27 protein-coding genes, 1 tRNA gene and 1 pseudogene are annotated in these 26,296 nt (G+C 61.2%); 19 read left to right on the plus strand and 10 right to left on the minus strand.

The window, feature by feature from the left end; all coding sequences use genetic code 11:
* Window positions 1-278: 278 nt before the first annotated feature.
* From RHE_RS00930 to RHE_RS00940, 3 genes and pseudogenes are all read right to left on the minus strand, one after another.
* The gene (locus tag RHE_RS00930) at window positions 279-488 is read right to left on the minus strand and encodes a KTSC domain-containing protein (RefSeq protein ID WP_042117711.1); all 210 of its coding nucleotides are present in this window, start codon (window positions 486-488) and stop codon (window positions 279-281) included.
* Window positions 489-676: 188 nt separating this feature from the next.
* Window positions 677-1,230, minus strand: a pseudogene (locus RHE_RS00935) (RBBP9/YdeN family alpha/beta hydrolase).
* 367 nt (window positions 1,231-1,597) lie between these two features.
* Window positions 1,598-1,687, minus strand: a tRNA-Ser gene (locus RHE_RS00940).
* Between the two features lie 225 nt (window positions 1,688-1,912).
* On the opposite strand from RHE_RS00940, the gene RHE_RS00945 reads away from it, so the two are divergent.
* From RHE_RS00945 to deoA, 9 genes are all read left to right on the plus strand, one after another.
* Window positions 1,913-2,230 (plus strand): hypothetical protein, encoded by a 318-nt coding sequence (locus RHE_RS00945; protein WP_011423579.1) that lies wholly within the window; start codon window positions 1,913-1,915, stop codon window positions 2,228-2,230.
* A gap of 326 nt (window positions 2,231-2,556) precedes the next feature.
* Window positions 2,557-3,549 (plus strand): BMP family lipoprotein, encoded by a 993-nt coding sequence (locus RHE_RS00950; protein ID WP_011423580.1) that lies wholly within the window; start codon window positions 2,557-2,559, stop codon window positions 3,547-3,549.
* Window positions 3,550-3,637: 88 nt separating this feature from the next.
* Window positions 3,638-5,149 carry an ABC transporter ATP-binding protein gene (locus RHE_RS00955; RefSeq protein ID WP_011423581.1) on the plus strand — a complete coding sequence of 504 codons (1,512 nt, stop codon included), beginning with the start codon at window positions 3,638-3,640 and terminating at the stop codon, window positions 5,147-5,149.
* 7 nt (window positions 5,150-5,156) lie between these two features.
* Complete coding sequence (locus RHE_RS00960) at window positions 5,157-6,260, plus strand: ABC transporter permease (protein ID WP_011423582.1); 1,104 nt, start codon at window positions 5,157-5,159, stop codon at window positions 6,258-6,260.
* 10 nt (window positions 6,261-6,270) lie between these two features.
* Entirely contained in the window at window positions 6,271-7,242 is a 972-nt protein-coding gene (locus RHE_RS00965) for an ABC transporter permease (protein WP_011423583.1), read from the plus strand.
* A 2-nt stretch (window positions 7,243-7,244) separates the two neighbouring features.
* A complete protein-coding gene (locus tag RHE_RS00970; RefSeq protein ID WP_011423584.1) occupies window positions 7,245-7,634 on the plus strand; it encodes a cytidine deaminase in 390 nt (129 codons plus the stop codon).
* On the plus strand, window positions 7,631-8,437 hold the full coding sequence (locus RHE_RS00975; RefSeq protein WP_011423585.1) for a purine-nucleoside phosphorylase: 807 nt from the start codon (window positions 7,631-7,633) through the stop codon (window positions 8,435-8,437). The genes RHE_RS00970 and RHE_RS00975 overlap by 4 nt, the downstream gene beginning before the upstream one ends.
* A complete protein-coding gene (gene deoC, locus RHE_RS00980; protein WP_011423586.1) occupies window positions 8,434-9,210 on the plus strand; it encodes a deoxyribose-phosphate aldolase in 777 nt (258 codons plus the stop codon). The genes RHE_RS00975 and deoC overlap by 4 nt, the downstream gene beginning before the upstream one ends.
* Window position 9,211: 1 nt before the next feature.
* Window positions 9,212-10,519, plus strand: coding sequence for a thymidine phosphorylase (deoA, locus tag RHE_RS00985; RefSeq protein WP_011423587.1), 1,308 nt, complete (start codon window positions 9,212-9,214; stop codon window positions 10,517-10,519).
* Between the two features lie 6 nt (window positions 10,520-10,525).
* Here deoA and RHE_RS00990 read toward each other — a convergent pair whose 3' ends face one another.
* The 7 genes from RHE_RS00990 to RHE_RS01020 form a co-directional block, all read right to left on the minus strand.
* Window positions 10,526-11,095: a TIGR02281 family clan AA aspartic protease gene (locus RHE_RS00990; protein WP_011423588.1), complete on the minus strand. Its 570-nt coding sequence runs from the start codon at window positions 11,093-11,095 to the stop codon at window positions 10,526-10,528.
* Window positions 11,096-11,222: 127 nt separating this feature from the next.
* Window positions 11,223-11,852 (minus strand): uracil phosphoribosyltransferase, encoded by a 630-nt coding sequence (gene upp, locus RHE_RS00995; protein ID WP_020920114.1) that lies wholly within the window; start codon window positions 11,850-11,852, stop codon window positions 11,223-11,225.
* A gap of 124 nt (window positions 11,853-11,976) precedes the next feature.
* Entirely contained in the window at window positions 11,977-12,945 is a 969-nt protein-coding gene (locus RHE_RS01000; RefSeq protein WP_011423590.1) for an adenosine deaminase, read from the minus strand.
* On the minus strand, window positions 12,942-14,162 hold the full coding sequence (locus RHE_RS01005) for a phosphopentomutase (RefSeq protein WP_042117715.1): 1,221 nt from the start codon (window positions 14,160-14,162) through the stop codon (window positions 12,942-12,944). The genes RHE_RS01000 and RHE_RS01005 overlap by 4 nt, the downstream gene beginning before the upstream one ends.
* A gap of 103 nt (window positions 14,163-14,265) precedes the next feature.
* A complete protein-coding gene (locus RHE_RS01010) occupies window positions 14,266-14,847 on the minus strand; it encodes a TadE/TadG family type IV pilus assembly protein (protein ID WP_011423592.1) in 582 nt (193 codons plus the stop codon).
* Window positions 14,847-15,482, minus strand: coding sequence for a TadE/TadG family type IV pilus assembly protein (locus RHE_RS01015; protein ID WP_011423593.1), 636 nt, complete (start codon window positions 15,480-15,482; stop codon window positions 14,847-14,849). The genes RHE_RS01010 and RHE_RS01015 overlap by 1 nt, the downstream gene beginning before the upstream one ends.
* 388 nt (window positions 15,483-15,870) lie before the next feature.
* Window positions 15,871-16,281, minus strand: a complete 411-nt coding sequence (locus tag RHE_RS01020) for a pilus assembly protein N-terminal domain-containing protein (protein WP_042117718.1) — start codon at window positions 16,279-16,281, stop codon at window positions 15,871-15,873.
* A 379-nt stretch (window positions 16,282-16,660) separates the two neighbouring features.
* Between RHE_RS01020 and RHE_RS01025 the strand changes: the two genes are divergently transcribed.
* From RHE_RS01025 to RHE_RS01070, 10 genes are all read left to right on the plus strand, one after another.
* Window positions 16,661-16,867 carry a Flp family type IVb pilin gene (locus RHE_RS01025; RefSeq protein WP_020920119.1) on the plus strand — a complete coding sequence of 69 codons (207 nt, stop codon included), beginning with the start codon at window positions 16,661-16,663 and terminating at the stop codon, window positions 16,865-16,867.
* A 123-nt stretch (window positions 16,868-16,990) separates the two neighbouring features.
* Window positions 16,991-17,503 (plus strand): A24 family peptidase, encoded by a 513-nt coding sequence (locus RHE_RS01030; protein ID WP_011423596.1) that lies wholly within the window; start codon window positions 16,991-16,993, stop codon window positions 17,501-17,503.
* Between the two features lie 110 nt (window positions 17,504-17,613).
* Window positions 17,614-18,429 (plus strand): Flp pilus assembly protein CpaB, encoded by an 816-nt coding sequence (gene cpaB / locus RHE_RS01035; RefSeq protein WP_011423597.1) that lies wholly within the window; start codon window positions 17,614-17,616, stop codon window positions 18,427-18,429.
* A 12-nt stretch (window positions 18,430-18,441) separates the two neighbouring features.
* Window positions 18,442-19,938, plus strand: coding sequence for a type II and III secretion system protein family protein (locus RHE_RS01040; RefSeq protein WP_011423598.1), 1,497 nt, complete (start codon window positions 18,442-18,444; stop codon window positions 19,936-19,938).
* Entirely contained in the window at window positions 19,935-20,693 is a 759-nt protein-coding gene (locus tag RHE_RS01045; RefSeq protein ID WP_042117720.1) for a CpaD family pilus assembly protein, read from the plus strand. Before RHE_RS01040 ends, RHE_RS01045 begins: the two co-directional genes overlap by 4 nt.
* A gap of 14 nt (window positions 20,694-20,707) precedes the next feature.
* Window positions 20,708-21,985: an AAA family ATPase gene (locus RHE_RS01050; protein WP_011423600.1), complete on the plus strand. Its 1,278-nt coding sequence runs from the start codon at window positions 20,708-20,710 to the stop codon at window positions 21,983-21,985.
* A gap of 32 nt (window positions 21,986-22,017) precedes the next feature.
* Window positions 22,018-23,493 carry a CpaF family protein gene (locus RHE_RS01055; RefSeq protein ID WP_011423601.1) on the plus strand — a complete coding sequence of 492 codons (1,476 nt, stop codon included), beginning with the start codon at window positions 22,018-22,020 and terminating at the stop codon, window positions 23,491-23,493.
* A gap of 4 nt (window positions 23,494-23,497) precedes the next feature.
* Complete coding sequence (locus RHE_RS01060) at window positions 23,498-24,505, plus strand: type II secretion system F family protein (RefSeq protein WP_011423602.1); 1,008 nt, start codon at window positions 23,498-23,500, stop codon at window positions 24,503-24,505.
* Between the two features lie 15 nt (window positions 24,506-24,520).
* Complete coding sequence (locus RHE_RS01065; RefSeq protein WP_011423603.1) at window positions 24,521-25,507, plus strand: type II secretion system F family protein; 987 nt, start codon at window positions 24,521-24,523, stop codon at window positions 25,505-25,507.
* 127 nt (window positions 25,508-25,634) lie between these two features.
* Window positions 25,635-26,267, plus strand: a complete 633-nt coding sequence (locus RHE_RS01070) for a LysE family translocator (RefSeq protein WP_011423604.1) — start codon at window positions 25,635-25,637, stop codon at window positions 26,265-26,267.
* Window positions 26,268-26,296 lie beyond the last annotated feature (29 nt).

Genomic DNA, 26,296 nt, shown 5'->3' on the forward strand with positions numbered 1-26,296 from the left:
TTTTCACAGGATTAGCCCCAATTGGCTATTCCGAGGCGATTACAGCCCGACCTCGGATCGATCCGGCGAAACGGATGGGGTGACGGGGAGGCTCGGCTTCCTGGCTGGGGTCCGCCACCAAGCCTCCCGGCTGACCGAATCTCTGAAAGCGGCAGCACTGATAGAGTGCTGCTTTCTGCTCGACCTGATCCAACCCTGATGAAGGCGAGAGTTAACCGGGGATTAATATCCACCGCCACTGTCTCAATCCGATGCAATCCCGGCCGGGCCGACGGGTTTCAGGCGGCCAGCCTGCGAAACCGCGTCCTGATCCGGTCGAGGTAATAATGTCCGGGAGACGGCGCCGCCGTCATCGCATGGGCTTCCGAAGAGGGCACGCCTTCGAACAGGCGCTCCTCGCCATTCTTGAAGCAGATCCTGAGCCGCCCGTCTTCCTGGTTGAAATAGACGGATTTGATGATCTTCGACTTCACCGAAAGTTCTTCCAACTGTTTTACCTCGGTTTTTTAGTTTGCAGAACCTAAACCCAAACGTGCAAAGACGCGGTGAAGCAGCGTGGTAAAAAATCAGGAATCTTGCAACATCTAAACCGCGGCCATGGGAGGCGGGTTCGTTGTTCCAGTCCGGATGCGGGAAGCTCGGGTGTGGCTATTCGATCGGCAATGCGGAAACGAGATCAGGCCCGCTGCGGCTTTGCCAATCCGGCGGAGAAGGCCGCCAACAAGGCTTTTCCCTGGCCCCAGTCATCAAGGCCGCTTTGCCCGTTGATATGGCCAAAAGGGGCCGATCTCCACAAGCCCGCTGCCCACTGATCGGCTCCTGCATAAACATAGTCGAGCGTGCCGAAAGGATCATTGGCGCTTGCGATGATCAGAGTGGGGAAGCGCATCCTTTGTAATGGCGGATCCGTGAAGCCGGCGGCCTCTGCAGGAAATGCAGCGGACTGCGGATCCGGGACCGCCACAAGAAAAGCGCCTGCAACGGCAAGCGATGAAATCTGTTGCCAATGAGCGACAGCAGACAGCCAAGGCTATGGGCGACCAGCAGGGGAGGGGTTGCCGATGCGCCGACGGTGCGATCCAGAGCTGCGAGCCAGTCTGCCAAGTCGGGCTTATCCCAATCCGCTGATTGGAAACGCCGCATTTCCGGGTGCAATACTTCCCAGCGGGTTTGCCAATGGGCCTCGCCCGAGCCGCCAATCCCCGTCTGTTGGCTCAAACGGAGTCGGATGGTGGCCGGCGCGCGTCGTAGCCCAGCTCTACGGCCAAGCCGGCCGGTCGATCAGCTGGCCCGTTTCAGCCAACCCTCCCGCAGATTTGCCCGGCAAATCTGCAAGACTTGGAAATCGCCGGACGCACTAATCGCTTCGCCACGGCGAAGCGGTGCGGCCGTGGGCCGGATCTTTCCGCCAGGATCAGAGGCGATCGGCTCGGACGTACCGAGGGGTATGTCCGTCGCCAATCGCCTTTGCCCTGACGAAAACCTGCTCCGGCAGAATGCTTCAATCTAACCCGGAAAGGCTCTAGTGCCTTGGTGCGAAAAAACGCTTTCCGCGTCCGCTTTCGATACGGTTTGAAATCAAAATTGAAAGGCGGTATGGCGGACAGGGAGGGATTCGAACCCTCGGTACGCTTTCACGTACACACGCGTTCCAGGCGTGCGCCTTAAACCACTCGGCCACCTGTCCTTTGGCGTTCGCCCGGATAGGAGCAAATCGTCGGAACGGCGCGATATATACCGATGAATTTTTGCCGATCAACCCAAATCTAACAGTTTTTTGACTTCTTCCGATAAAACTCCGCTCGGCCCATCCCATTGTGCTTCACCTCAGCGATGACTAAATAATTCTCAAGGTGGAGAATGGCGCGGGCTCGCCGGAATTGTCCGGCATATCGAAGCGTCGGAGGGATTGATGCGTTTCCTGTTGCGTCTGGCGAGTCTTGTCGCGCTTGCGGCAGCCGTTATTGCCGGGACCATCGATTCGATTCAATCGGTTGCTGCCTCCGCCGTTGTCATGACGCCGATGTCGGATGCCTGGCAGGATGTGAGCCCGGACACGCTGACGTCGCTGCAATCCGCGCTTTCCTACTATATTCACCCGCGCTTCTATGCCTTCATCTTTCAGTGGCTGATGCTCCAGCCGGCCTTTGCGGTCTTTCTGGTGATCGCGCTGCTTCTTTGGATGATCGGCTACAAGAAGCCGCCGGTCGCCGGTCGCTTCACCGCATAGCGGTGGTGCTTGAGCCGGTGCGATCCAGCAAAAGACCGGGGGCATTCGCCCTTGCCGGTTTCAGGGCCCGGGTTCAGGGACAGCCGGCGGATCGGCTAAAAAATCTGCATGCCGGTCGGCGAAATGTCCAAAAATCAGCCCGGAAGAACTGATTTTCAGCAATTGCTGCAAATCTTTACCGCCTGAAAAATTTCTGGTGAATTTTTCCGTGAGCCATGCAAGGATGCGCCCAGCCAGGCCTCCGGGGGGAGGTCGGTGGTTCCGCAGACATGTCCAAAAGGACTTGCGGGAGGACCCCTAACGAATAGCAACAACAGGGCTGCACAATGAAAAAATCCCTTCTCACTCTCCTTGCCGTGGCTGCCATGTCAACGACGGCGCTTGCCGCCGAGGTCAAGCCGGCGCTGGTTTACGGCACCGGCGGGAAGTTCGATAAGTCTTTCAACGAAGCGGCCTATAACGGCGCCGAGAAGTTCAAGGCCGAGACCGGCATTGCCTATCGCGACTTCGAGCCGACCGGCGACACCCAGGGCGAACAGGCCATCCGCAACTTCGCAAGCCGCGGCTTCAACCCCGTGGTCGCCGTTTCCTTCGCCTGGACTTCGGCCATTGAGAAGGTCGCAGCCGAATTCCCCGATACTAAATTCATCATCGTCGACTCCGTCGTCGACAAGCCGAACGTCCGTTCGGTCGTCTATAAGGAAGAAGAAGGCTCCTATCTCGTCGGCATTCTCGCCGGCATGGCCTCCAAGACCGGCAAGGTCGGTTTCGTCGGCGGCATGGACATTCCGCTGATCCGCAAATTCGAATGCGGCTATGAGCAGGGCGCCCGCGCCGCCAAGGCCGATATCCAGGTTTTCCAGAACATGACCGGCACCACGGGTGCGGCCTGGAATGACCCGGTTCGCGGCGGCGAGCTTACCAAGAACCAGATCGACCAGGGCGCCGACGTCATTTACGCGGCAGCTGGCGCCACCGGCCTCGGCGTTCTGCAGACCGCCGCCGACAACAAGAAGCTGTCGATCGGCGTCGACTCCAACCAGAACCATCTGCATCCGGGCTCGGTGCTGACCTCGATGGTCAAGCGCGTCGACCTTGCCGTCTACAACGCCTATACCGACACCAAGAACGACAAGTTCACCGGCGGCGTCCAGGCGCTTGGCGTCAAGGAAGATGGCGTTGGTGCGGCGATCGACGACAACAACAAGTCGCTGATCACGCCGGAAATGCAGGCGGCGGTCGACAAGGCCAAGGCTGACATCATTGCGGGAACCGTGAAAGTTCACGATTATACCTCGGACAACGCTTGCCCGAAGTGATCCGTGCCCTGATGTAATCGACGATTGAGATCGGGCGTATGGCGGAGGGGATTTTCGCCATACGCCCTTTTCTTATTTGGAGCCTGCTGTGACAGATAAGCCCGCTATCGAGCTTGTCGGCATCGATAAGAAATTCGGTGCCGTCCACGCCAACAAGGACATCAATCTTACCGTTGCCAAGGGGACGATCCACGGCATCATCGGTGAAAACGGCGCCGGCAAATCGACGCTGATGTCGATCATCTATGGTTTCTACCACGCCGACAGCGGCGAGATCCGCGTCAACGGCAATCCGGTCAGCATCCGCGACAGCCAGGCGGCGATCGCCGCCGGTATCGGCATGGTGCACCAGCATTTCATGCTGGTCGACAATTTCACCGTGCTCGAGAATGTCATGCTCGGCGCCGAAGGCGGCTCGCTACTGGCGAGAGGCGTTGCATCGGCCCGCGCCGAGCTCAAGCGGCTGGAAACCGAATACGGCCTTGAGGTCGATCCGGACGCACTGATCGAAGAGCTCCCGGTCGGCCTGCAGCAACGCGTCGAAATTCTGAAAGCCATGTATCGCGGCGCCGAGATCCTGATTCTCGATGAACCCACAGGCGTGCTGACGCCGGCAGAAGCCGACCACCTCTTCCGCATCCTCAAGGTGCTGCGCGACCAGGGCAAGACGATCATCCTCATCACCCACAAGCTGCGCGAGATCATGGCGATCACCGATATGGTCTCCGTCATGCGCCGCGGCGAGATGGTCGCCACCCGTAAGACGGCGGAAACGACGGTGGAGGAGCTTGCCGAACTGATGGTCGGCCGCCGCGTGCTGTTGCGCGTGCAGAAGGGCGAAGCCAATCCAGGTGCTGCCGTGCTTTCCGTCCGCAACCTCACAGTCAAGGATAATCGCGGCGTCACCATGGTCGACAATGTCTCCTTCGACGTGCGCGCCGGCGAGATCGTCGGCATAGCCGGGGTTGCCGGCAACGGCCAGTCGGAATTGCTGGAGGCGATTGCGGGAATCCGCAAGCCCGTCTCCGGCGAAATTCTTCTCGACGGCCAGACGATCGACAAGGCCGATCCCGCCCGCCTGCGGGACCTCGGGCTTGCCCATATTCCCGAGGACCGGCACCACATGGGGCTGGTGCTGAAATTCGAGGAATATGAAAACTCCGTGCTCGGCTATCACCGCCGCCCGGGCTATAGCAAGGGCCCGCTGCTCGATCTCGAGGCGATCCGCAAGGATGCAATGGAAAAGATCGAAAAATACGACATCCGCCCGCCGAACCCGCGGCTGAAGACGGCGAACTTTTCCGGCGGCAATCAGCAGAAGATCGTCGTTGCCCGCGAGATCGAGCGCGATCCGAAGATGCTGATCATTGGCCAGCCGACGCGCGGCGTCGATATCGGCGCCATCGAATTCATTCACCGCCGGATCATCGAGATGCGCGATGCGGGCAAGGCGATCCTGCTCGTCTCCGTCGAACTCGATGAAATCCGCGCCCTTTCAGACCGTATCCTTGTCATGTTCGCCGGCCATGTCGTCGGCGAGAAGACGCCCGATGCCGGTGAACAGACCCTCGGCCTGATGATGGCCGGCATTGCCGCGTGAGGCCCTTATGAGCACTGCTTCCATTCCGCTGCCAAACTGGATCAACTACGGCCTGATCCCGCTTCTGAACCTCATCGTCGCCTTCCTGATCTCGGGCTTCGTCGTCTGGCTGATCGGCGAGAGCCCGCTTGCCGCCCTTTCCCTGCTGATCGAAGGTGCTTTTGGCAGCGGTGAAGGCATAGGCTTCACGCTTTACTATGCGACGAGCTTCATCTTCACCGGCCTTTCCGTCGCGGTGGCGATCCATGCCGGTCTCTTCAACATCGGCTCCGAAGGCCAAGCCTATATCGGCGGCCTCGGCTGCGCGCTGGTGGCGCTGGCGCTCGACAATTACGTGCCCTGGTACGTGACGATGCCGGTTGCCATCGTCGGCGCCGGCATTTTCGGCGCAGCCTGGGCCTTCATCCCCGCTTTCCTTCAGGCCAAGCGCGGCAGCCACATCGTCATCACGACGATCATGTTCAACTATATCGCCGCCGCCCTCATGGTCTATCTGCTGGTGCACGTGCTGATCGTGCCCGGCAAGATGGCGCCGGAAACCCGCACCTTCCTCGAAGGCGGTCAGCTTCCCAAGCTCGACTGGCTGATGACGATGTTCGGAGTCAAGCTCGGCGCCGCCCCCTTTAACGTCTCCTTCATCGTCGCCCTCTTTGCCGCCTGGTTTGTCTGGATCCTCATCTGGCGCACCAAGCTCGGCTTCGAAATGCGCACGCTGGGTGTAAGCTCGACAGCCGCCGACTATGCCGGCATTCCCTATGCACGGATCGTCATTATCGCCATGCTGCTTTCCGGCGCGCTGGCTGGCATGATGGCGCTCAATCCCGTCATGGGTTCCTCCGCCCGTCTGCAGGTCGAGTTCGTCGGCGGCGCCGGCTTCGTCGGCATTGCCGTCTCGCTGATGGGCCGCAACCATCCGCTTGGCATCATCCTGGCGGCGATCCTTTTCGGCACCCTCTATCAGGGTGGTGACTGGATCTCTTTCGAAATGCCGAATATCACCCGTGAGATGATCCTCGTCATCCAGGGTCTGGTGATCCTCTTTGCCGGTGCCCTGGAATACATGTTCCGGCCGGCAATGGTGCACATCTACCAGCAGTTCAAGCCAGCCTGAGGAGCGGATGATGGATTACTACGACATTTTCATCAACGTCCTGAGTTCGACGGTCCGGCTCTCCATTCCGCTGATCTTCACGGCACTCGCCGGCCTGTTTTCCGAGCGTGCGGGCGTTTTCGATATCGGCCTCGAAGGCAAGATGCTGGGCTCGGCCTTCGCCGCTGCCTGTGTGGCCTATCTCACCGGCTCGGCCTGGCTGGGGCTCGGCGCCGGCATCCTCTGCTCGGTGGCGCTGAGCCTAGTGCATGGCTTTGCCTCGATCACTAATCGCGGCAACCAGATCGTCTCAGGTGTGGCGATCAACTTCTTCATCGCCGGCATCACTATCGTGCTCGGCCAGGCCTGGTTCGGCCAGGGGGGCCGGACGCCGCAGCTGGCGCCCGAAGCCCGCTTCGCGCCGATCATCCTGCCGGGCGCCGATGCCGTCCGCGACATACCGATCGTCGGTCCGCTCTATGCAAGCGTTATATCGGGCAACAATATCCTCACCTATCTCGCCTTCCTCGCCGTGCCCTTCTCCTGGTGGGTGCTTTACCGCACACGCTTCGGCCTGCGGATGCGCGCGGTCGGCGAAAATCCGGGCGCAGTCGATACGGCCGGCATTTCGGTTGCCTGGCTGCGCTACCGCGCCGTCATGTGCGCCGGCATCCTCTGCGGCTTTTCCGGCACCTATCTCGCGATCGCCCAGTCCGCCGCCTTCATCAAGGACATGTCGGCCGGCAAGGGCTATATCGCGCTGGCGGCGCTGGTCTTCGCCAAGTGGAAGCCGGTACCGGTCATGTTCGCCTGCCTGCTCTTCGGCTTCCTCGATGCTCTGGCGAACTTCATGCAGGGAAAGCAGGTGCCGCTGGTCGGTGAAGTGCCGGTCCAGGTGTTCCAGGCGCTGCCCTATATCCTGACCTGCATTCTGCTTGCCGGCTTCATCGGCGTCGCAATCCCGCCGAAGGCCGGTGGCGTGCCCTATACGAAGGAACGTTGATCATGTCCCACGACCTGTTCGAGGCCGCTCGCGGCGCCATGGCCTTTGCGCATGCGCCCTATTCGAAATTCCCGGTCGGCGCGGCGATCCGCGCCGAGGACGGCAAGATCTATACCGGCGCCAACATCGAAAACCTCTCCTTCCCGCAAGGATGGTGCGCCGAGCCGACGGCAATCAGCGCCATGATCATGGGCGGCGCCAGGAAGATCGTCGAAATGGCCGTGATCGCCGAGAAGCTGCCGCTCTGCCCGCCCTGCGGCGGCTGCCGCCAGAAGATTTCCGAATTCGCCGCCAAGGACACGAAGATCTATCTCTGCGATGAGGCGGGCGTGCAGAAGACCATGACGATGGAAGAGCTTCTTCCCTTCAGCTTCGAGACTGAACTCGGATGAACGCGACGGTCGACCTGCTCGCCGCATTGCTCGGCGCCATCAAGCCGCGTCACGGCATCGTGCTCGGCTCCGGTCTCGGCTCCCTGGTTGGCCAGCTGGACGGCGCCGTCCGTATTCCCTATCGCGATCTGCCGGGCTTTCCCGTCAGTGCCGTCTCCGGCCACGCCGGCGAAGTCGTCGCCGGCAGGCTCGGCGGCAAGCCGGTCATCATGCTTTCCGGCCGCGTGCATTTTTATGAAAAAGGCGATGCCAACGCCATGCGCCTGCCGATCGAGGTGCTGAAGGCGCTCGGGGTCGAGGCGCTGATCCTCACCAATTCGGCCGGATCGCTGCGCGACGACATGCCGCCCGGCTCGGTGATGCAGATCACCGATCACATCAACTATTCCGGCATGAACCCGCTGATCGGCGAGGAAAGCGATCACCGTTTCGTCGGCATGACCAATGCCTATGATGCCGGTCTTGCCGCCGCGATGCAGAAGGCAGCGGCAAAGCTCAACATCGAGCTGGCGCAGGGCGTCTATATGTGGTTTTCCGGCCCGAGCTTCGAAACACCGGCCGAAATCCGTATGGCGCGCATTCTCGGCGCCGATGCCGTCGGCATGTCGACAGTGCCCGAGGTCATCATCGCAAGAATGCTGGGCCTGAGGGTTGCGGCTGCGTCGGTTATCACCAACTATGGAGCAGGCATGACCGGCAATGAGCTCAGCCATGAAGAAACCAAGGACATGGCGCCCGTCGGCGGCGCCCGTCTTGCCGAGATATTGAGAGAGATGATTGCGGCCGAAGGAAGCGAAAAATGAATAGCCATTCCATCCGGGAAACGGCGGCAGTCGCCCTTTCCCTTCTCGACCTCACCAATCTGAAGGACGACTGCACCGAGGCGCAGATCGACACGCTCTGCGTCCGCGCGCAGACACCCTACGGCAACAGCGCCGCGATCTGCATCTGGCCGCGTTTCGTTGCCTATGCCCGCAATATCCTCGGCGCCGGCCATCCCGTGCGGATCGCAACGGTTGTCAATTTCCCAGCGGGCGATATGGAAGTGGCCGATGTAGCCGCCGAAACCCGTGAGGCGATTGCCGATGGCGCCGATGAGATCGATCTGGTCATTCCCTACCGCAAGCTCATATCAGGCAATGAGAAGGCGGTGACCGACATGGTCAAGGCGGTACGCGCCGAATGCGCCGGTCCCGTCCTGCTGAAGGTGATCATCGAGACCGGCGAGTTGAAGGATGCGGCATTGATCCGCCGCGCCTCCGAACTTGCGATCGGTGCCGGCGCCGATTTCATCAAGACCTCCACCGGCAAGGTCGCCGTCAACGCGACGCTCGAAGCCGCCGACATCATGATCCGAGCCATTCGTGAAAGTGGGCGCAAGGTCGGCTTCAAGCCGGCTGGCGGCATCGGCTCGGTGGCGGATGCGGCGCTCTATCTCAGCCTTGCTGAAACCATCATGGCGCCGGACTGGGCCATGCCCTCGACCTTCCGCTTCGGCGCTTCCGGCCTGCTCGACGACATACTGGCGGTTCTGAGCGGAGCGCAGCCGGCAGCGGCTGCGGCGTCGAGCTATTGAGATGATTCCGCAGGAGATCATCCGGCGTAAACGCGATGGCGAGGAACTCGACGCCGCCGATATCAGCTCCTTCATCGCGGCACTCGCCGCCGGGCAGCTGTCCGAAGGCCAGATCGGCGCCTTCGCCATGGCCGTCTGGTTCAAAGGCATGTCGCGCGAGGAAATCGTGGCCCTGACGCTGGCAATGGCCAATTCCGGCGACAGGCTGCAATGGGCTGGCATCGACCGTCCGATCGCCGACAAACATTCGACCGGCGGCGTCGGCGATAATGTCTCGCTGATGCTGGCGCCGATCGTCGCCGCCTGTGGCCTTGCCGTCCCGATGATCTCCGGGCGCGGCCTCGGCCATACCGGCGGCACACTCGATAAGCTCGAATCCATTCCCGGCTATAGGATCAACCCTGATGCGGAGCTCTTCGGCAAGGTGGTGAAGGAGGCTGGATGCGCCATCATCGGCCAGACCGGAACATTGGCGCCCGCCGATGGCCGGCTTTATGCCGTGCGCGATGTCACCGCCACCGTCGATTCCATTCCGCTCATCACTGCCTCCATCCTGTCGAAGAAGCTCGCGGCCGGACTTGAGACGCTGGTGCTCGACGTCAAGCTCGGCAACGGCGCCTTCATGGCTGACCGCCGTCAGGCGGAGATGCTGGCGCATTCCCTGGTCGAGGTGGCGAACGGCGCGGGTGTGAAGACCTCCGCCTTGATCACCGACATGAATGAGCCGCTCGCCGATTGCGCCGGCAATGCGGTCGAGATGCGCAACTGCTTGGACTTCCTGGCGGGCAGGAAGAGCGGCACGCGGCTCGAGACCGTGGTTTTTGCGCTTGTCGCCGAGATGCTGGTCAAATCGGGCATTGCCGCCTCCTCTGAAGAGGCCGACGCGATGGCGCGCCGAGCGCTGTCGTCGGGACAGGCGGCCGAAAGCTTCGCGCGTATGGTATCCATGCTCGGCGGACCGGCCGATCTCGTCGAAAATTCGGAGAGATACCTGGCCAGGGCGCCAGTCGAAAAAGAAGTCCCCGCTGCCCGATCCGGCTGGCTTGCCGCTTGCGACGCGCGCGGTGTCGGCATCAGCGTCATCGATCTCGGCGGCGGCCGCCGGCATCCGGCAGATCGGATCGATCACCGCGTCGGTTTCTCCGGCCTCCTGCCGCTTGGCACCCGGGTCAATGCGGGCGACCCGATCGCTGTCGTTCACGCTGCCGACGAAGCCGCGGCGGAAAAAGCAGCCGCGGCCCTTGCCGTGCATTATCGCATTGCTGCCGACAGGCCGGAATTGGCCCCCGTCATTGCAGGCCTGGTCTGATGCGGTTTACTCTTTGAGGCTGAGCGAGCCGTCGGCGACTGAATAGGAGGCGAGTTTCTGCAGGAAGCTCATGCCGACCAGCGTGGTCGTCAGCGCATCGTCCCTAAGCACGAAAGCCTCGACATTCCGGACGCGGATGCCGCCGATTTCGACGCGGTCGAGGGTCACATGCGCGGCCTTCGTCTGGCCGTTCGCCGTGTTCACACCGTAGCGGAAGTCGAGCTGATTTGCGGTGTAGCCAAGCCGGCGGGCGAGTGTCTCATTGAGGGCGACATAGGTGGCGCCGGTATCGATCAGCCCTAGGACCGGCTTGCCATTGATCTTGAAGCTGCCGGTATAATGACCTTGCGCATCCGCCTGCAGGCGGATCGTACTACTGCCGGAAGCGGGCGCCGGTGCCGCGGGCTGGTGGGCGTCGGCCGATACGTAATTGGCGGAGAGACCGTCGGTAGGTTGCTGGCCGACGCTTCCAACGAGCGAAGGTACCTGCGTGGCCAGCACTGCGGCGATGCTGGCGAATATGACGGTACGCACGAGCATGAAACAGAAATCCTTCCTGTCTAAACCCCGCTTCATGCAGGGCCTCATGCTTCCAGCTTGCTAATCCTCAAATCCTGATAACTTGCTAATATCGATAACAAAAAGGCCCGGAGCGCACCGTCCGGGCCAGAAAGTCTTGCGATTTGGTAAAGGAATGCCGAAATTATTTGGTTCCGTACATACGGTCGCCGGCATCGCCGAGGCCAGGCATAATGTAGCCCTTCTCGTTCAGATGGCTGTCGATCGCCGCGGTGAAGACCGGAACATCCGGATGCGCCGCGCGGAAGTTGCGGATGCCTTCCGGGGCGGCGAGCAGGCAGAGGAAGCGAATATTGTGGGCGCCGCGTTCCTTGAGCTTGTCGATCGCCGCAATCGAAGAATTGCCGGTCGCCAGCATCGGGTCGACGACGATGATCAGGCGCTCGGCCACATCTTCCGGCGCCTTGAAGTAATACTCGACCGGCTGCAGTGTCTCGTGATCGCGATAGACGCCGATATGCGAGACGCGGGCGGAAGGCACGAGATCGAGCATGCCTTCGAGCAGCCCGTTGCCGGCGCGCAGGATCGAGGCGAAGACCAGCTTCTTGCCTTCCAGGATCGGCGAGTCCATCGTCTGCAGTGGCGTCTCGATCGTTGCCATGGTCAATTCGAGATCGCGGGTGACCTCGTAACAGAGCAGCGTGGAGATTTCGCGCAGCAGGCGCCGGAAACTTCCCGTCGATGTCTCCTTGCGTCGCATGATGGTGAGCTTGTGCTGCACAAGCGGGTGATCGATGACCGTGACGCCGTCCATGGGGAAGCCTTTCATTCTTTCTATCGCATGTTTCTTTCACGGAAATTGGCCCGACCGCAAGAGTGCAGCCGAATTTGCCCCGATCTTCCCCAACCTCCGGAGCGGTCAAGAAAGGCTCTCACCCTCAAAGGCGGGCGAGCAGCGCCTTCCGCGTCTCCTCGTCGACGAAAGCCGCTTCGATTGCGACGCGCGTCATGGCGTCGATCTCCGCATCGCCGAAGCCGAAAGCTTCAGCGGCAAGCGCATACTCCCGTTCGAGCGACGTATGAAAGAAAGGCGGATCGTCCGAACTGATCGTCACCCGAACGCCCGCTTCCTTCAGCCGGCGCAGCGGGTGCGAAGCGAAATCGGGATAGACCCTGAGCGCGATATTGGAGCCCGGGCAGACCTCGAGCACAGTGCCGAGATCGGCAAGCCGCTTCACCAGATCGAGATCTTCGATGGCGCGCACGCCATGGCCGATGCGTGCGGGACGCACGGCATCGAGCGCGTCGGCGACGCTAAAGGCGCCGCAGACCTCGCCGGCATGGATGGTCAACCCCAGGCCGGCATCGCGGGCGATATCGAAAGCTCTGATATAATCGGCGACACGGCCCATGCGCTCTTCACCGGCCAGGTTGAAGCCGGTGATCAAGGGATTGCCGGCTTTTGCCGCATATTCGGCCGCTCCGATAACGCTCTCCGGGCCGAAATGGCGTTCGCCGGTGACGATCAGGCGGGCCTCGATGCCGCTTTTGGCCTTGGCCCGCCGGATGCCTTCACAGACGCCGGATATATACGCATCTGCGCCGAGCCCGATGCGCTTGCCGTGGTCGGGCGACACGATGAGTTCGCTGTAGATCGTATTGATGCCGGCGAGTTCGTCGAGATAGGTTTCAGTTAGAAGCGCATAGTCCTCCTCGGTCCTGTAGACCTCCGAAACCTTATCGTAGCATTCGAGGAAACTTGCGAAATCATGCCAGATATAGACGCCGTCGCGCAGCTGGCCGCTGATGTCGATGCCGTATTTGCGCGCCTGCGCCTCGGTCAAAGCTGGCGATGCCGCACCCTCCAGATGGCAGTGCAGCTCGACCTTCTTCAAATGCGATGTCACAGAAAACTCCTTCCGTGCGGCCCTGCCGGAATGCCGAGATGCCGTGCAATGCTTTCGCCGATATCTGCATAGGTGCGGCGCACCCCGATCGAACGCGACCGGATGCCGGGGCCGAAGGCGATAATCGGCACGCGCTCGCGCGTATGGTCCGTGCCGCGCCAGGTCGGATCACAGCCATGATCGGCGGTGAGCACGACAAGGTCGCCGGGCTTCAGCTTCTTGTGGACTTCGGGCAGGCGCGCGTCGAAGGCTTCGAGGGCTGCGGCATAGCCCGGTACATCACGGCGATGGCCGTAATTCATGTCGAAATCGACGAAATTGGTGAAGACGAGATCGCCGTCCTCGGCCGCGTCGATCGCCGAGAGCGACGCATCCATCAGCGCCTCGTTGCCTGTCGCCTTGATGACGCGCGAAATTCCCTGATGGGCGAAGATGTCGCCGATCTTTCCGACCGCATGCACGTGCCGGCCGTGCTGGAGGAGCCTGTCGAGCAAAGTCGGTTCCGGTGGCAGCACGGAAAAGTCGCGCCGGTTTCCGGTACGCTGGAAGGTGGACGCCGACTGGCCGATGAAGGGCCGGGCGATGATGCGGCCAATATTGTAGGGATCGAGCAGCCCGCGGGCGATACGGCAGAAGGTAAGCAGCCGATCGAGGCCGAAATGCGCTTCCTGCGCGGCGACCTGAAAGACCGAATCCGAGGAGGTATAGCAGATCGGTTTGCCGGTGCGGATATGCTCCTCACCGAGACGGGCGATGATCTCAGTTCCCGAGGCATGGCAGTTGCCGAGAATGCCGGGCACATCGCCTGCTCGGCACAAGGCTTCTATCAGTTCCGGCGGGAAGGCGTCGCCCTCCGTCGGGAAATACCCCCAATCGAAATTGACCGGGGTTCCCGCGATCTCCCAATGGCCCGAGGGCGTGTCCTTGCCGCGGGAAATCTCGTTGGCGGTTCCATAAACGCCGTAGACCTTCTCTGGAAGTGGCATGCCGGCCGGAAACTGACCGGAGGCCGCGCGCGCGATATGCATCAGCCCAAGTTCGGACATGTTGGGCAGGGAAAGCGGCCCGCTACGAAGCCCAGCGCGGTCTCCGGCACCGGCCGCGCAGAATTCGGCGATATGGCCGAGCGTGTCGGCGCCCTCGTCGCCATAGGCTGCCGCATCCGGCGCCCCGCCGACGCCAAAGGAATCGAGAACGAAAAGAAAGGCGCGCGCCATTTTACCCCCGAAAGGACCGATCGCCGGCCTCCGGACCGTCGGAGGCTGAAGCCCACGCATATAGTGCCGCGCCTGGCTTGGCAAATTCGAGATGGGGAAGGGGTCAGCAGTCGCCGCAGGGGATCGAGTCGCCTTGCCGCTGGCGGTAGAAGTAACTGCGCCTGATGGTAATCGTGCGCATCCCATCCGGCATGAAGTTCGGCGCGAACAGGAACATCGTATAGGGGATGCTGAGTTCGGTCCGAACGAGGAAGCTGTTTGCCGTTTTCATATCGGCCGGCACGTCGCTCACCGTCGCATTCTTGGCATAAGGCGTCGTTCCGTCCTGCGCCCAGGACCAGAGCACTTTCGCATTGGCGCCGGCGTCGATCGAAATTCCGGTGATTTTCAGCGTCAGCGATGTTGAATTGTAGGGCACGAACATCGCCGTTGCGACCGACGGCATCTGCGCGAGTGCGCTCTTCGTAACGGATTGCTGCTGCGTGACGAGGTCGGCGATTGAACCAGCGGCGCGTGTCGCGCGCTTGCTGACGCTGAGGCCGATCGTGATCTCGAAAGCGCCGATATAGAGCATCACGAGCACGGGAAAGAGGATCGCGAATTCGATCGCTCCGGCGCCCTTGCGCTCTCGCGCCAGCCGACGCGCCGTCAGTACCAGTCTGGTGAACGGGTTGCGCATCGCCATTATGGATACTGCTCGTTCTGGAAGGCGGAGGTGGCGATAATCAGATATTGCGTCGGCATCGAACCGTCGGACGGACGGATCGTCGTGATATAGGGCCGGACCAGATCCGTGATGATTTCCCATCGATAATAGGCGCGCAGCATGTTGATCGTGCCGGCACCGCCAGGCGTATATTTGAAGGCGGCGGTGTTGATGTCGGCATACCGGTCACTGGAAACCTTGGGGATCGTCGTCGGAATCGCCGAGAAGGAGCCGAACGTCTGCACATCCAGGTAAAGCTTGCTCGGCGTGGCGGCTTCGCTGGTCGAGCAGCTGATCAGGATCGAGATCTCGTTGCAGAACGCCTGGCGGAATTGCGTCCGGCTCATATCGGTCGTACGGCCGAGATTGTAGGTGATCTGCCCGGTCCGCATCCGGCGGCTCATCGTATCGACGGCGTTGGAGACGAGTTCTTCGGCGGCGAAGGCGATGAAGGTTTCAAGGATGGCGAAGATCACGAGGAAGTACGGGATGGCAAGCAGCGCAAATTCGATCGCCGCTGCGCCGTCGCGCGAGCGGGCGACAGCGCGAAACTTGCAGAAACGGTCCGGCGCGTAGGCGCGCTCCCTATCCGTCTTCTGATCAACTACCGTCATTGCCTGGACCCAAGCGACATCTCTGCCTGCCACACTAGGGTCCGTTCGTTGATTTTCCGTTTCAGGCCGATACGACGATTTTAACTAAGAGCCCTTCCTGGTCAGAATGAAGCATTCCGCCAGAGCAGGTTTGCCTCAGGCCAGAGGCGATTAGCGATGGGCATACCTCCAAGTACGTCCGACCGATCGCCTCTGATCCTGGCGGAAAGATGCGCGGCCCACCGGCCGCACCGCTTCGAAATGGCGAAGCGATCAGTGCGTTCGGCGCTTTTTTAGAGCTGGGCTACGACGCGCGCCGGCCGGTCGATCATCCGACTCCGTTGAGCTAACAGAATGCTTGAACCTGACCAGGAAAGGCGCTGATGCCAGAATATCCGCGCCGGGCCGATCAGGGTGACGTGGCGCCGGCGGCCGCTTGCTGCGCATGCTGCTCGCAATTGGGCGTGCAGGACAGCACGGAGCGCTCGGTCTGCCGGTAGACGCGCACCGTGTTGCCCTCGTCTATCGACACAAGGATGCGCTCGTCGAGAATCGCGTTGCCGTCAGCGTCCAGAAGAACCAGATTGGTGGTTCCGAAGCTGCGTCCAGTCAGCACGATCGTCTTGGCATCGGCTACGGTCGCATCGGCAACCTGGGCATTGCCGACGATGACCTTGCTGACGGGGCGGTCGAGCTTCAAGACGCGCGCGTGATCCATATAGACGCGCAGCATGTCATCGTCTGCGGCCGAGGAAACTCCCGAAATACCGGAAACGGCGATCATGCTGGCAAAGAAAATGGTTTTGCCGCTCGATGACATATGGTCCTCTTTCACGATCACAGCGCAATAGGAGATAGAATGGAAAAAAATGGTGAATGAAGCCTTAAACTCGCCATGCTGTTTCGCGGTGAAGCAGGATGATCTGATTTGGCACTGGCTCCGGCCGGGGTGTGTTGCGGCTGGATGCGGTGCCTGTGCTGTTTCCGGATGAATCCCGTTGTTAACCTCTGAATATCATTAAATATCGAGCGAAATGAATAAGGTAAAGCTTACCCTGCAGGAGCCTCCGGCGGCTTTCACATGCCGTTAACTCTTTTTCTTAAGCCGATGGAAACGCCCATTCATTAGATTGCGGTTCATCCGATCAACGGCAACAGTTGGCGGACGTGCTGAACATCAACTGGAGTTAGGAGTACCCATGACCAAGCTTTTTAGCCGTTTTCTGAAGGACGAATCCGGCGCGACCGCAATCGAATACGGCCTGATCGCCGCCCTCATTTCCGTAGCACTGATTGCTGGCGCTACATCCCTGGGGGGCAAGATCGGCGACACGTTCAATAACCTCAGCGACCGCATGGATGATGCCGCCACCAAAGCTGCAGCGACGACCACGACCACCCCGTAAATAGGTGCCGTCAGGCGGCGGTAGGATAATGCTAGCCGGATTTCCTTCAGCCGAATTATCGAGCGGGCTCACGCGCTGAACGGCCGTGAGCCTTTTCGCATTCTGTTAAGATCGGGTATACGCATGATCGCAGCTGCAGTCTTTGTAATACTGCCACTCTGCCTCGCCATGGCGGCCTTCTCGGATCTGTTCACCATGACGATCCCGAACCGTATTTCCCTGATCCTTGTTGTCTCTTTCCTCGCACTGGCGCCGTTTTTTGGTCTCGGCCTGCAGGCGATCGGCACGCATCTTGCCGCCGGCGCGATCGTCTTTGCCGCATGCTTCGCTCTTTTTGCCTTTAATGTGATGGGCGGCGGAGACGCAAAACTGTTGACCGCCACCGCGCTCTGGTTCGGTCTGAACGAATCCCTGCTTTTCCTGATGACCGATGTTGCCATTATCGGCGGCCTCCTTACCCTGCTCATCCTGCTGGTGAGGGGACAGTCGAATACCATCCTTGCGATCGGACTGCCGGTGCCGAACTCTTTGCTGCTCGCCAAGAAGATCCCCTACGGCATCGCCATCGCGATCGGAGGCTTCATGGCCTTCCCGTCCTCGCCGCTCTTCATCGCTGCGCTGGAAAGCTTGAAATAACGGCATTTTAAATGCCCGTTAACTTAAAATGTAAGCATTCCATTAACCATAATTATACCAATTCCTGAGCATTCTGCAGGGCGAACATATCGTGCCCTGAGGAATGATCGATGAAACCGGCTCGCCTTATAATTCTCGCTGTCGCCGTGGTGGCAGCCGGCCTAGCCGGGCTCCTGGCAATGCGCATGGCCGGCAGCGGTGGCGTCGTCACCCAGGTGCAGTCGGTTATCAAGAAAGAACCCACCGTCAATATTCTCGTCTCGAACAAAAATCTGCCGGTCGGAGCGAGACTGGGCGACGACTCGGTGCATTGGATGGCCTGGCCGAAGGAGGGCGTCGTTCAAGGCTTCATCACCGAAGCCGACAGGCCAGATGCGATCAAGGACCTGCAGGGCGCCGTCGTGCGTCTGCCGATCTTCGAAGGCGAGCCGATCCGGCCCGAAAAGGTCGCCGATTCCAGCAGCCGCATTCTGTCCTCGCTGTTGCCGGCCGGCAAACGCGCCGTTGCGACCGAGATATCTGTGGCAACAGGCGCCGGCGGTTTCATTCTGCCGAACGATCGCGTCGATGTCATCATGGTCCGCAAGGGTACCGAGGCCAACAAGCTCATCACCGAGACCGTGCTGAGCAATGTGCGCGTTCTCGCCATCGACCAGCAGATCCAGGAAAAGGACGATGGCTCGAAGACAGTGGTCGGCACGACCGCAACGCTCGAGCTGACCCCCGACCAGACGAAAGTTCTCGCCGTTGCCCAGCAGATGGCTGACCGGCTTTCGCTCGCTCTGCGCTCCGTCGCCGATGCGCAGGAGCAGGATACCAGTGCGGCGGACTATCTGCTGAGCGGCGACAACGGCAGCGCGATCATTCAGGTCATCAAGTCGGGCGCCATCGTGACGGATGCCGGCGCAGCGCCGAAGGCGGAGTAAAGGGACGTGCAAATGGGTAATTCAACACGGCGCGCCAAGCTTCTCCTGACAGGCTGCCTTTCGCTGGCAGTTGGCGCGACCGGCATCGCACCGGCCTCTTTCGGACCGCTTCTCGTTGTCAATGAGGCGCGTGCCGCGGAAAGCCTTGTCCGCATCTCGCAAACCGGCCCCGACGCCCATCGCCGGCTGAAGCTCGGGCTGAACAAGGCCGTCGTCGTCGATCTGCCGGAGGATGCTCACGATATCCTCGTCTCCGACCCGACGATGGCTGATGCCGTCACCCGCACTTCGCGGCGCATCTACCTGTTCGGCAAGAAGGTCGGCCAAACGAATATCTTTGTCTTCGGCGCCGGCGGGCAGGAAGTCGTCAATCTTGATATTGAGATCGAGCGCGATGTCTCCGGCCTTGAAACCAATCTCCGCCGTTTCATTCCCGACTCCAACATCAAAGTCGAAATCGTCTCCGACAATATCGTGCTGACCGGCACCGTTCGCACGCCGCAGGACGCCACGCAGGCGGCCGATCTGGCGCAGGTCTTCCTGAAGGGCGGCGAAGCGACGACGAGAACCGAGACGGCATCCGGCACCGGCGGCGACAGCTCGGTGGCACTCTTTGCCGAAGGCCGCCAGACGTCGCAGGTCGTCAACCTCCTGCAGATCCAGGGCGAGGATCAGGTCACCCTCAAGGTGACGATCACCGAGGTTCGCCGCGAGGTGCTGAAGCAGCTCGGCTTCGACAATCTCGTTTCCAATTCCTCCGGCATGACGGTCGCCCAGCTTGGCAGTCCTAACGCCGACAGCGCAACGGCAACCGTCGGCGGCGGCCTGGCGGCGCTCTTCAAAAGTTCGATCGGCAAATACGACATTTCCACTTATCTCAACGCGCTGGAGCAGGCCAAGGTGGTCAGGACGCTTGCAGAGCCGACGTTGACGGCGATATCCGGCCAGGCGGCGACCTTCAATTCCGGCGGCCAGCAGCTTTATTCGACGACCGACAATAACGGCAACGTCACTGTCGTTCCCTTCAACTACGGTATCAATCTTGCCTTCAAACCGGTCGTGCTGTCGTCTGGACGCATCAGCCTGGAGATCAAGACCAACGTCTCCGAGCCGGTGGCCGGCAGCGGCAACGCCACCTATCAGCGCCGTTCGGCGGAGACCTCGGTGGAACTGCCCTCGGGCGGCTCGATCGCTCTGGCCGGCCTCATCCGTGACAATGTTTCCCAGACGATGGGCGGCACACCCGGCGTCTCCAAGATCCCGCTGCTCGGCACGCTCTTCCGCCAGAAGGGTTTCGAACGTCAGGAAACCGAACTTGTCATCATCGCGACACCCTACCTGGTGCGTCCGGTGGCGCGGAACCAGCTCAACCGGCCGGATGACAATTTTAGCCCCGAGAATGACGGCGCAACCTTCTTCCTCAACCGTGTGAACAAGGTCTATGGCCGCCGCGAGGCGCCCGTCGCCGACGCTCAGTTCCACGGCTCGATCGGGTTCATCTACAAATGAGCGGGGCACGATCGGCAGCAATGGCACAGAACAGAGATCAGGCGATGGCCCATATGAATGCGACGACACCCCGCCTCGGTTACTCCAGAGCGCTTGTTACCACGGTCGTCATCTCGGTGGCGATCCTTTCCGGATGCGCCGGTCCGCATGACCAGCTGACGACAGGCGGGATTCCTGACGACTACCGCGCCCGCCATCCGATCATCGTCACGGAGGCCGAGCAGACGGTGGATATACCCGTCGCCTCGACCGACCGCCGCCTGACCATCGCCCAGCGCGACCTCATCCGCGGCTTTGCTGCCAACTACATTTCACGCGCCTCGGGCCCGGTTTATGTCCTGTCGCCGGAAGGTTCGCCCAATTCCGCGGCCGCCGATCAGCTGCGCAACCAGGTCCGTGCCGAGCTGACGACAAGAGGAATCGCAAGCTCGAAGATCATCAATACGTCCTATGCGGCTGCCGGCGCCGGCGATGCTGCGCCGATCCGGCTGAGCTTTACCGGCACGACCGCGATCACCACGCAATGCGGCCAGTGGCCGAAGGATATCTCGAACGATCTCGCCAACCAGAACTACTATAATTTTGGCTGCGCCTCGCAGAACAATCTCGCCGCCCAGATCGCCAATCCGGAGGACCTGGTGGCACCCCGCGGCATGACCCCGATCGATGCACAGCGGCGCAACAACGCGATCCAGGAATACCGGACGACGACGTCGACGATCGAGGATGTCGCCGGCAGCGACAGCAGCTTCTGAGGCGGAACGGGACGATGAGCGCGATCGAATACGAAATCAGGAACCCCAGCGAACTTCGTCACGCCGAAGAGGCGGTGCGCATGGCGGATCTGGAAAATATGCGGCCCTTGCCGCGCATCTCCGTCCACGCCTTCTGCGAAAGCGAGCCCCTGCAGCATGTTATGGAACGCTGCGCCAACGACCGGCGCATGGCGAAGGTGAGCATGCGCATCACCAGCGGCGGCATAGCCGCTGCCGCCAATATGTTCGCCGCTGCTCCGACGCCGAACCTGATCATCCTCGAGACCAAAGCCAATTCCGGAAGCCTGCTCGGCGAACTTGCGCCGCTCGCCGCCGTCTGTGACCCCAGCACCAAGGTCGTGATCGTCGGCTACTACAATGATATCGGGCTCTATCGCGAACTCATCCGCAACGGCATTTCCGAATATATGGTTCAGCCGGTCGCCATGCCCGACATTCTGACGGCGATGGCCTCGATCTTCGTTGATCCGGAAGCCGAGCCGCTCGGCCGCAGCATCGCCTTCATCGGCTCGAAAGGCGGGACCGGCGCCTCGACCATCGCGCATAATTGCGCTTTCGGCATTTCCAATCTTTTCTCCACCGAGACGATTCTCGCGGATCTCGACCTGCCCTATGGCACGGCGAATATCGATTTCGATCAGGATCCGGCGCAAGGCATCGCCGAAGCGGTCTTTGCGCCCGATCGGCTCGACGAGGTCTTTCTCGACCGTCTGCTGACGAAATGCTCCGAGCACCTTTCCCTGCTTGCCGCACCCTCGCTACTCGACCGCGCCTATGATTTCGATGGCCAGGCTTTCCAGCCGGTGCTCGACGTTCTGCAGCGCAGCGCGCCCGTCACCGTGCTCGACGTTCCGCACGCGTGGTCGGAATGGACGCGCTCGGTTCTGGCGAGCGTCGACGAGGTGGTCATCACGGCGGTTCCCGACCTTGCCAACCTGCGCAACACCAAAAACATGCTGGACGCGCTGCGCAAGATGCGGCCGAATGACAAGCCGCCGCATCTGATCCTCAATCAGGTCGGCATGCCGAAACGTCCGGAGATATCGCCGTCTGATTTCTGTGAGCCGCTGGAGGCCGATCCGATCGCGATCATTCCCTTTGACATCAACCTCTTCGGCAACGCCGCCAACAGCGGCCGGATGATCTCGGAAGTCGATCCGAAGTCGCCGACGGCCGAAACCTTTTCGCAGATATCGCACATCGTCACCGGCCGGGTCGCCATCAAGAAGGCGAAGAAGGGCGGCCTGCTCGGCCTCCTGAAGAGGAAATAGATGACTAGCATGAAGAGATCGGATTAAGCGGCATGTTTGGAAAACGCGGAAACGAAGGTTTCGGAAAGGCCGGAGGCGCGATTGCTCCTCCACCGCCGCCCCCGGCCGCCGCCCCCGTGGCCTCTTCTCCTGCCGTCCTCGTCGAACCGTCGCGCGAACCCTCGCGCCAGCAGGTGACGCCGCCGCCGATGCAGGCGCCGCAGCGCAAGCGACCGGTTCGCACCGACGAATATTATGACACCAAACAGCAGGTCTTCTCCGCGCTGATCGACACGATCGATCTCTCGCAGCTCTCCAAGCTCGATGGCGAAAGCGCGCGCGAGGAAATCCGCGACATCGTCAACGACATCATCACCATCAAGAACTTCGCGATGTCGATCTCCGAGCAGGAAGAACTGCTCGAGGATATCTGCAATGACGTTCTGGGCTACGGTCCGCTGGAGCCCTTGCTGGCGCGCGACGACATCGCCGACATCATGGTCAACGGCGCCGGCCAGACCTTCATCGAAGTCGGCGGCAAGACGATCGAATCGGAAATCCGCTTCCGCGATAATGCACAGCTTCTCTCCATCTGCCAGCGCATTGTCAGCCAGGTCGGCCGCCGCGTCGATGAATCGAGCCCGATCTGCGACGCGCGGCTGCCCGATGGCTCGCGTGTCAACGTCATCGCGCCGCCGCTGTCGATCGATGGGCCGGCGCTGACCATCCGCAAGTTCAAGAAGGACAAGCTGACGCTCGATCAGCTCGTACGCTTCGGCGCGATCACGCCGGAAGGCGCGACCGTGCTGCAGATCATCGGGCGCGTGCGCTGCAACGTCATCATCTCGGGCGGCACGGGCTCGGGCAAAACGACCCTGCTGAACTGCCTCACCAACTATATCGATCGGGACGAGCGCGTCATCACCTGCGAGGACACGGCCGAACTGCAGCTGCAGCAGCCGCATGTCGTGCGTCTCGAAACGCGCCCGCCGAATATCGAAGGCGAGGGCGAGATCACCATGCGCGATCTCGTCAAGAACTGCCTGCGCATGCGTCCCGAACGCATCATCGTCGGCGAAGTGCGCGGACCTGAAGTCTTCGACCTCTTGCAGGCGATGAACACCGGTCACGACGGCTCGATGGGCACGATCCACGCCAACACGCCGCGCGAATGCCTGAGCCGTATCGAATCGATGATCGCCATGGGCGGCTTCTCGCTACCGGCAAAGACGGTCCGAGAGATCATCTCTACCTCTGTCGACGTCATCATCCAGGCGGCACGACTGCGCGACGGTTCGCGCCGCATTACCCAGATTACCGAGGTGATCGGCATGGAAGGCGACGTCATCATCACCCAGGATCTGATGCGCTACGAGATCGATGGCGAAGATGCGGGCGGCCGACTGATCGGCCGGCACATGTCGACCGGCGTCGGCAAACCGCATTTCTGGGATCGGGCTCGCTACTTCAACGAGGAAAAACGCCTGGCCGCCGCCCTCGATGCGATGGAAGCGAAATCGAAGGAATAGGGTGATGTTCGGATTCGATCCGGTAGTCCTGGCAATCGTCATCCTCGCCGCTGTCTCCGCCGCGGCGGTCGCCTATGCCCTGTTGTTTTCCCGGATCGAGGCAGACAAGAAATCGGCAAGTCGCATCAACCGTGTCAAATCGGCCGAGGTCGACCGCGCCAAGGTCAAGGCTGCCCGCGACCGGGTGCAGGAGATGTCGAAGCGGCGCAAATCGGTGCAGGACAATCTGAAGGATCTGGAAAAGCGCCAGAACGAAAAGACCAAGAAGACCCTGTCGATGAAATCGCGGCTGGTGCAGGCCGGCCTGACGGTCACGCTGACGCAGTTCTATCTCTTCAGCGCCATTTTCGCTTCGGTGCTGCTGTTCATGGCTTTCATCATCGGCGCTTCGTGGCTGGTCATGATCGGCATCGCTTTCGTGGCCGGGCTCGGTCTGCCGCGTTGGGTCATTGGTTTCCTGATCAAGCGCCGCCAGAATAAGTTCCTCAACGAGTTCCCCAATGCGCTCGATGTCATTACCCGTTCGATCAAATCGGGATTGCCGCTCAACGATGCGATCCGCCTCATCGCCACTGAGGGCACTGAGCCGGTGAAGAGCGAGTTCCGCCGCGTGATCGAAGCCCAGCAGGTTGGCCTCAGCATTCCCGACGCCTGCGCCCGCATGACGCTCCATATGCCGCTCCAGGAAGTTAACTTCTTCGCGATTGTCATCGCTATCCAGTCACAGGCTGGCGGCAATCTCTCCGAAGCGATCGGTAACCTGTCAAAGGTGCTGCGCGAGCGCAGGAAGATGAAGGCCAAGGTCTCGGCGCTGTCGATGGAAGCCAAGGCGTCCGCCGTCATCATCGGCGCTCTGCCCTTTATCGTCGCGACCCTCGTTTACCTCACGTCGCCGAACTACATGATCGTCCTTTTCACCGATCCGCGCGGCCATTTCATCATGGGCGCCTCGGCGGTCTGGATGTCGATCGGCATCCTCGTCATGCGCAACATGGTCAATTTCGACATCTAGCGGGAGAGAAGCACCGTGTCGCAGGATCTTGCCGCAACGCTGACCAATCCGAGCATGCTGATCGCTGTTTTCGTCGCGATCGCCGTCTTCGCGACTTTTTACACGATCGCCATCCCCTTCTTCGAGCGCGGCGATCTCAACAAGCGCATGAAAGCCGTCTCGACCGAGCGCGAGCAGATCCGCGCCCGCGAACGCGCCCGCATGAACACGGAACCGGGCGCCGGCAAGACTTCGCTCAGGAACCAGAACAACCGCTCGGTCCGCCAGATCGTCGAACGCTTCAACCTGCGTAAGGCGCTCGTCGACGAAAACACGGTCAACAAGCTGCGCGCCGCCGGTTTTCGCTCGGAAAATGCGTTGAATACCTTTCTCGTCGCGCGCTTCCTGCTGCCATTTCTCTTCCTCGCGCTCGCCGCCTTCTGGGTCTTCGGTCTCGGCGGCCTTGCTGATCGCGGCATGCCCATGCGTATGCTCGCCGTCATCGGCATCGCCTATCTCGGCTTTTATGCGCCGAATATCTATATCTCCAACCGCATGAGCAAGCGTCAGCACTCGATCAAGCGCGCCTGGCCGGATGCGCTGGACCTGATGCTGATCTGCGTCGAATCCGGCGTCTCGATGGAGGCGGCGATGCGTCGCGTGTCGGAGGAACTCGGCGAGCAGTCGCCGCCGCTTGCCGAGGAGATGGTATTAACCACCGCCGAACTCTCCTTCCTGCCGGATCGCCGCGTGGCGCTCGACAATCTCGCCGCACGCACGCAGCTCGAGCTGGTGCGTTCGGTGACCCAGGCGCTGATCCAGGCCGACCGCTACGGCACGCCCGTTGCACAGGCCCTGCGCGTTCTGGCTCAGGAAGGACGCGACGAGCGGATGAACGAAGCGGAAAAGAAGGCGGCCGCCCTGCCGCCGAAACTGACGGTGCCAATGATCCTGTTCTTCCTGCCGGTGCTGATCGCCGTCATCCTCGGCCCGGCCGGCATCCAGGTGGCGGATAGGTTCTGAACCGCAGGGGGCCTTCGACCCGCGTGACCGGCGCTGGCATAGCTGGTAAACCGGATCGGACCGTCGGGGAGCACGGAAGTGGCCGCCGCTTTTTCCAGCGCAATCCGATCCCGAAAGAGAGGTTCCGATGTCTTCCGCAGGCATTTTCATCAGCATCATGGCAGCCTTGGCCGTCGGCGCGATGAGCCCCGGCCCGAGCTTCGTCGTCGTCTCCAGGATCGCCATCTCGCGTTCGCGGCTGGATGGACTTGCGGCCGCATTCGGCATGGGCGCCGGCGGCGTCGTTTTCGCCGGCCTGGCGCTCGCCGGTCTGACGGCGTTGCTGTCGCAATTCGAATGGCTCTATGTGCTGCTCAAGGTGGCGGGTGGGGCTTATCTCCTCTACATCGCCGTCAATATCTGGAGAGGCGCCGGAAAGCCGATCGAGCTTTCCGATGCCGTCAATGGCCATCGCGCGCCCATGCGCAGCTTCATCACCGCATTGCTGACGCAGCTCAGCAACCCGAAGACCATCATCGTCTACGCCAGCCTTTTTGCGGCGCTTCTGCCGAGAGCGGTGCCGCTCGATCTCCTCGTCGTGCTGCCGGTCGGCGTTTTCGCGGTGGAGGCGGGGTGGTATTCGATCGTGGCGCTTGCCTTTTCGGCCCGCCACCCGCGGCGGCTCTATCTCCACGCCAAGAGCTGGATCGACCGGGCCGCCAGTGCGGTGATGGGCGGCCTTGGACTGCGGCTCATTCTCTCGGGCCTCAGCGTCAGGTAGATCAGGCGGAGAAGGCCTGGTCATCCGGC

Source organism: Rhizobium etli CFN 42, assembly GCF_000092045.1.
Classification (GTDB): domain Bacteria; phylum Pseudomonadota; class Alphaproteobacteria; order Rhizobiales; family Rhizobiaceae; genus Rhizobium; species Rhizobium etli.

Bases quoted from the DNA above. Each gene is read 5' to 3' on its own strand.
- RHE_RS00945 (WP_011423579.1), top strand. From the start codon at position 1,913: ATGCGTTTCCTGTTGCGTCTGGCGAGTCTTGTCGCGCTTGCGGCAGCC.
- RHE_RS01010 (WP_011423592.1), bottom strand. From the start codon at position 14,847: ATGGCGATGCGCAACCCGTTCACCAGACTGGTACTGACGGCGCGTCGG.
- RHE_RS00970 (WP_011423584.1), top strand. From the start codon at position 7,245: ATGTCCCACGACCTGTTCGAGGCCGCTCGCGGCGCCATGGCCTTTGCG.
- RHE_RS00950 (WP_011423580.1), top strand. From the start codon at position 2,557: ATGAAAAAATCCCTTCTCACTCTCCTTGCCGTGGCTGCCATGTCAACG.
- RHE_RS01015 (WP_011423593.1), bottom strand. From the start codon at position 15,482: ATGACGGTAGTTGATCAGAAGACGGATAGGGAGCGCGCCTACGCGCCG.
- deoA (WP_011423587.1), top strand. From the start codon at position 9,212: ATGATTCCGCAGGAGATCATCCGGCGTAAACGCGATGGCGAGGAACTC.
- deoC (WP_011423586.1), top strand. From the start codon at position 8,434: ATGAATAGCCATTCCATCCGGGAAACGGCGGCAGTCGCCCTTTCCCTT.
- cpaB (WP_011423597.1), top strand. From the start codon at position 17,614: ATGAAACCGGCTCGCCTTATAATTCTCGCTGTCGCCGTGGTGGCAGCC.
- RHE_RS01005 (WP_042117715.1), bottom strand. From the start codon at position 14,162: ATGGCGCGCGCCTTTCTTTTCGTTCTCGATTCCTTTGGCGTCGGCGGG.
- RHE_RS01030 (WP_011423596.1), top strand. From the start codon at position 16,991: ATGATCGCAGCTGCAGTCTTTGTAATACTGCCACTCTGCCTCGCCATG.
- RHE_RS00960 (WP_011423582.1), top strand. From the start codon at position 5,157: ATGAGCACTGCTTCCATTCCGCTGCCAAACTGGATCAACTACGGCCTG.
- RHE_RS00990 (WP_011423588.1), bottom strand. From the start codon at position 11,095: ATGAAGCGGGGTTTAGACAGGAAGGATTTCTGTTTCATGCTCGTGCGT.
- RHE_RS01060 (WP_011423602.1), top strand. From the start codon at position 23,498: ATGTTCGGATTCGATCCGGTAGTCCTGGCAATCGTCATCCTCGCCGCT.
- RHE_RS01045 (WP_042117720.1), top strand. From the start codon at position 19,935: ATGAGCGGGGCACGATCGGCAGCAATGGCACAGAACAGAGATCAGGCG.
- RHE_RS00975 (WP_011423585.1), top strand. From the start codon at position 7,631: ATGAACGCGACGGTCGACCTGCTCGCCGCATTGCTCGGCGCCATCAAG.
- RHE_RS01070 (WP_011423604.1), top strand. From the start codon at position 25,635: ATGTCTTCCGCAGGCATTTTCATCAGCATCATGGCAGCCTTGGCCGTC.
- RHE_RS01040 (WP_011423598.1), top strand. From the start codon at position 18,442: ATGGGTAATTCAACACGGCGCGCCAAGCTTCTCCTGACAGGCTGCCTT.
- RHE_RS01020 (WP_042117718.1), bottom strand. From the start codon at position 16,281: ATGTCATCGAGCGGCAAAACCATTTTCTTTGCCAGCATGATCGCCGTT.
- RHE_RS01025 (WP_020920119.1), top strand. From the start codon at position 16,661: ATGACCAAGCTTTTTAGCCGTTTTCTGAAGGACGAATCCGGCGCGACC.
- upp (WP_020920114.1), bottom strand. From the start codon at position 11,852: ATGGACGGCGTCACGGTCATCGATCACCCGCTTGTGCAGCACAAGCTC.
- RHE_RS00965 (WP_011423583.1), top strand. From the start codon at position 6,271: ATGGATTACTACGACATTTTCATCAACGTCCTGAGTTCGACGGTCCGG.
- RHE_RS01050 (WP_011423600.1), top strand. From the start codon at position 20,708: ATGAGCGCGATCGAATACGAAATCAGGAACCCCAGCGAACTTCGTCAC.
- RHE_RS01055 (WP_011423601.1), top strand. From the start codon at position 22,018: ATGTTTGGAAAACGCGGAAACGAAGGTTTCGGAAAGGCCGGAGGCGCG.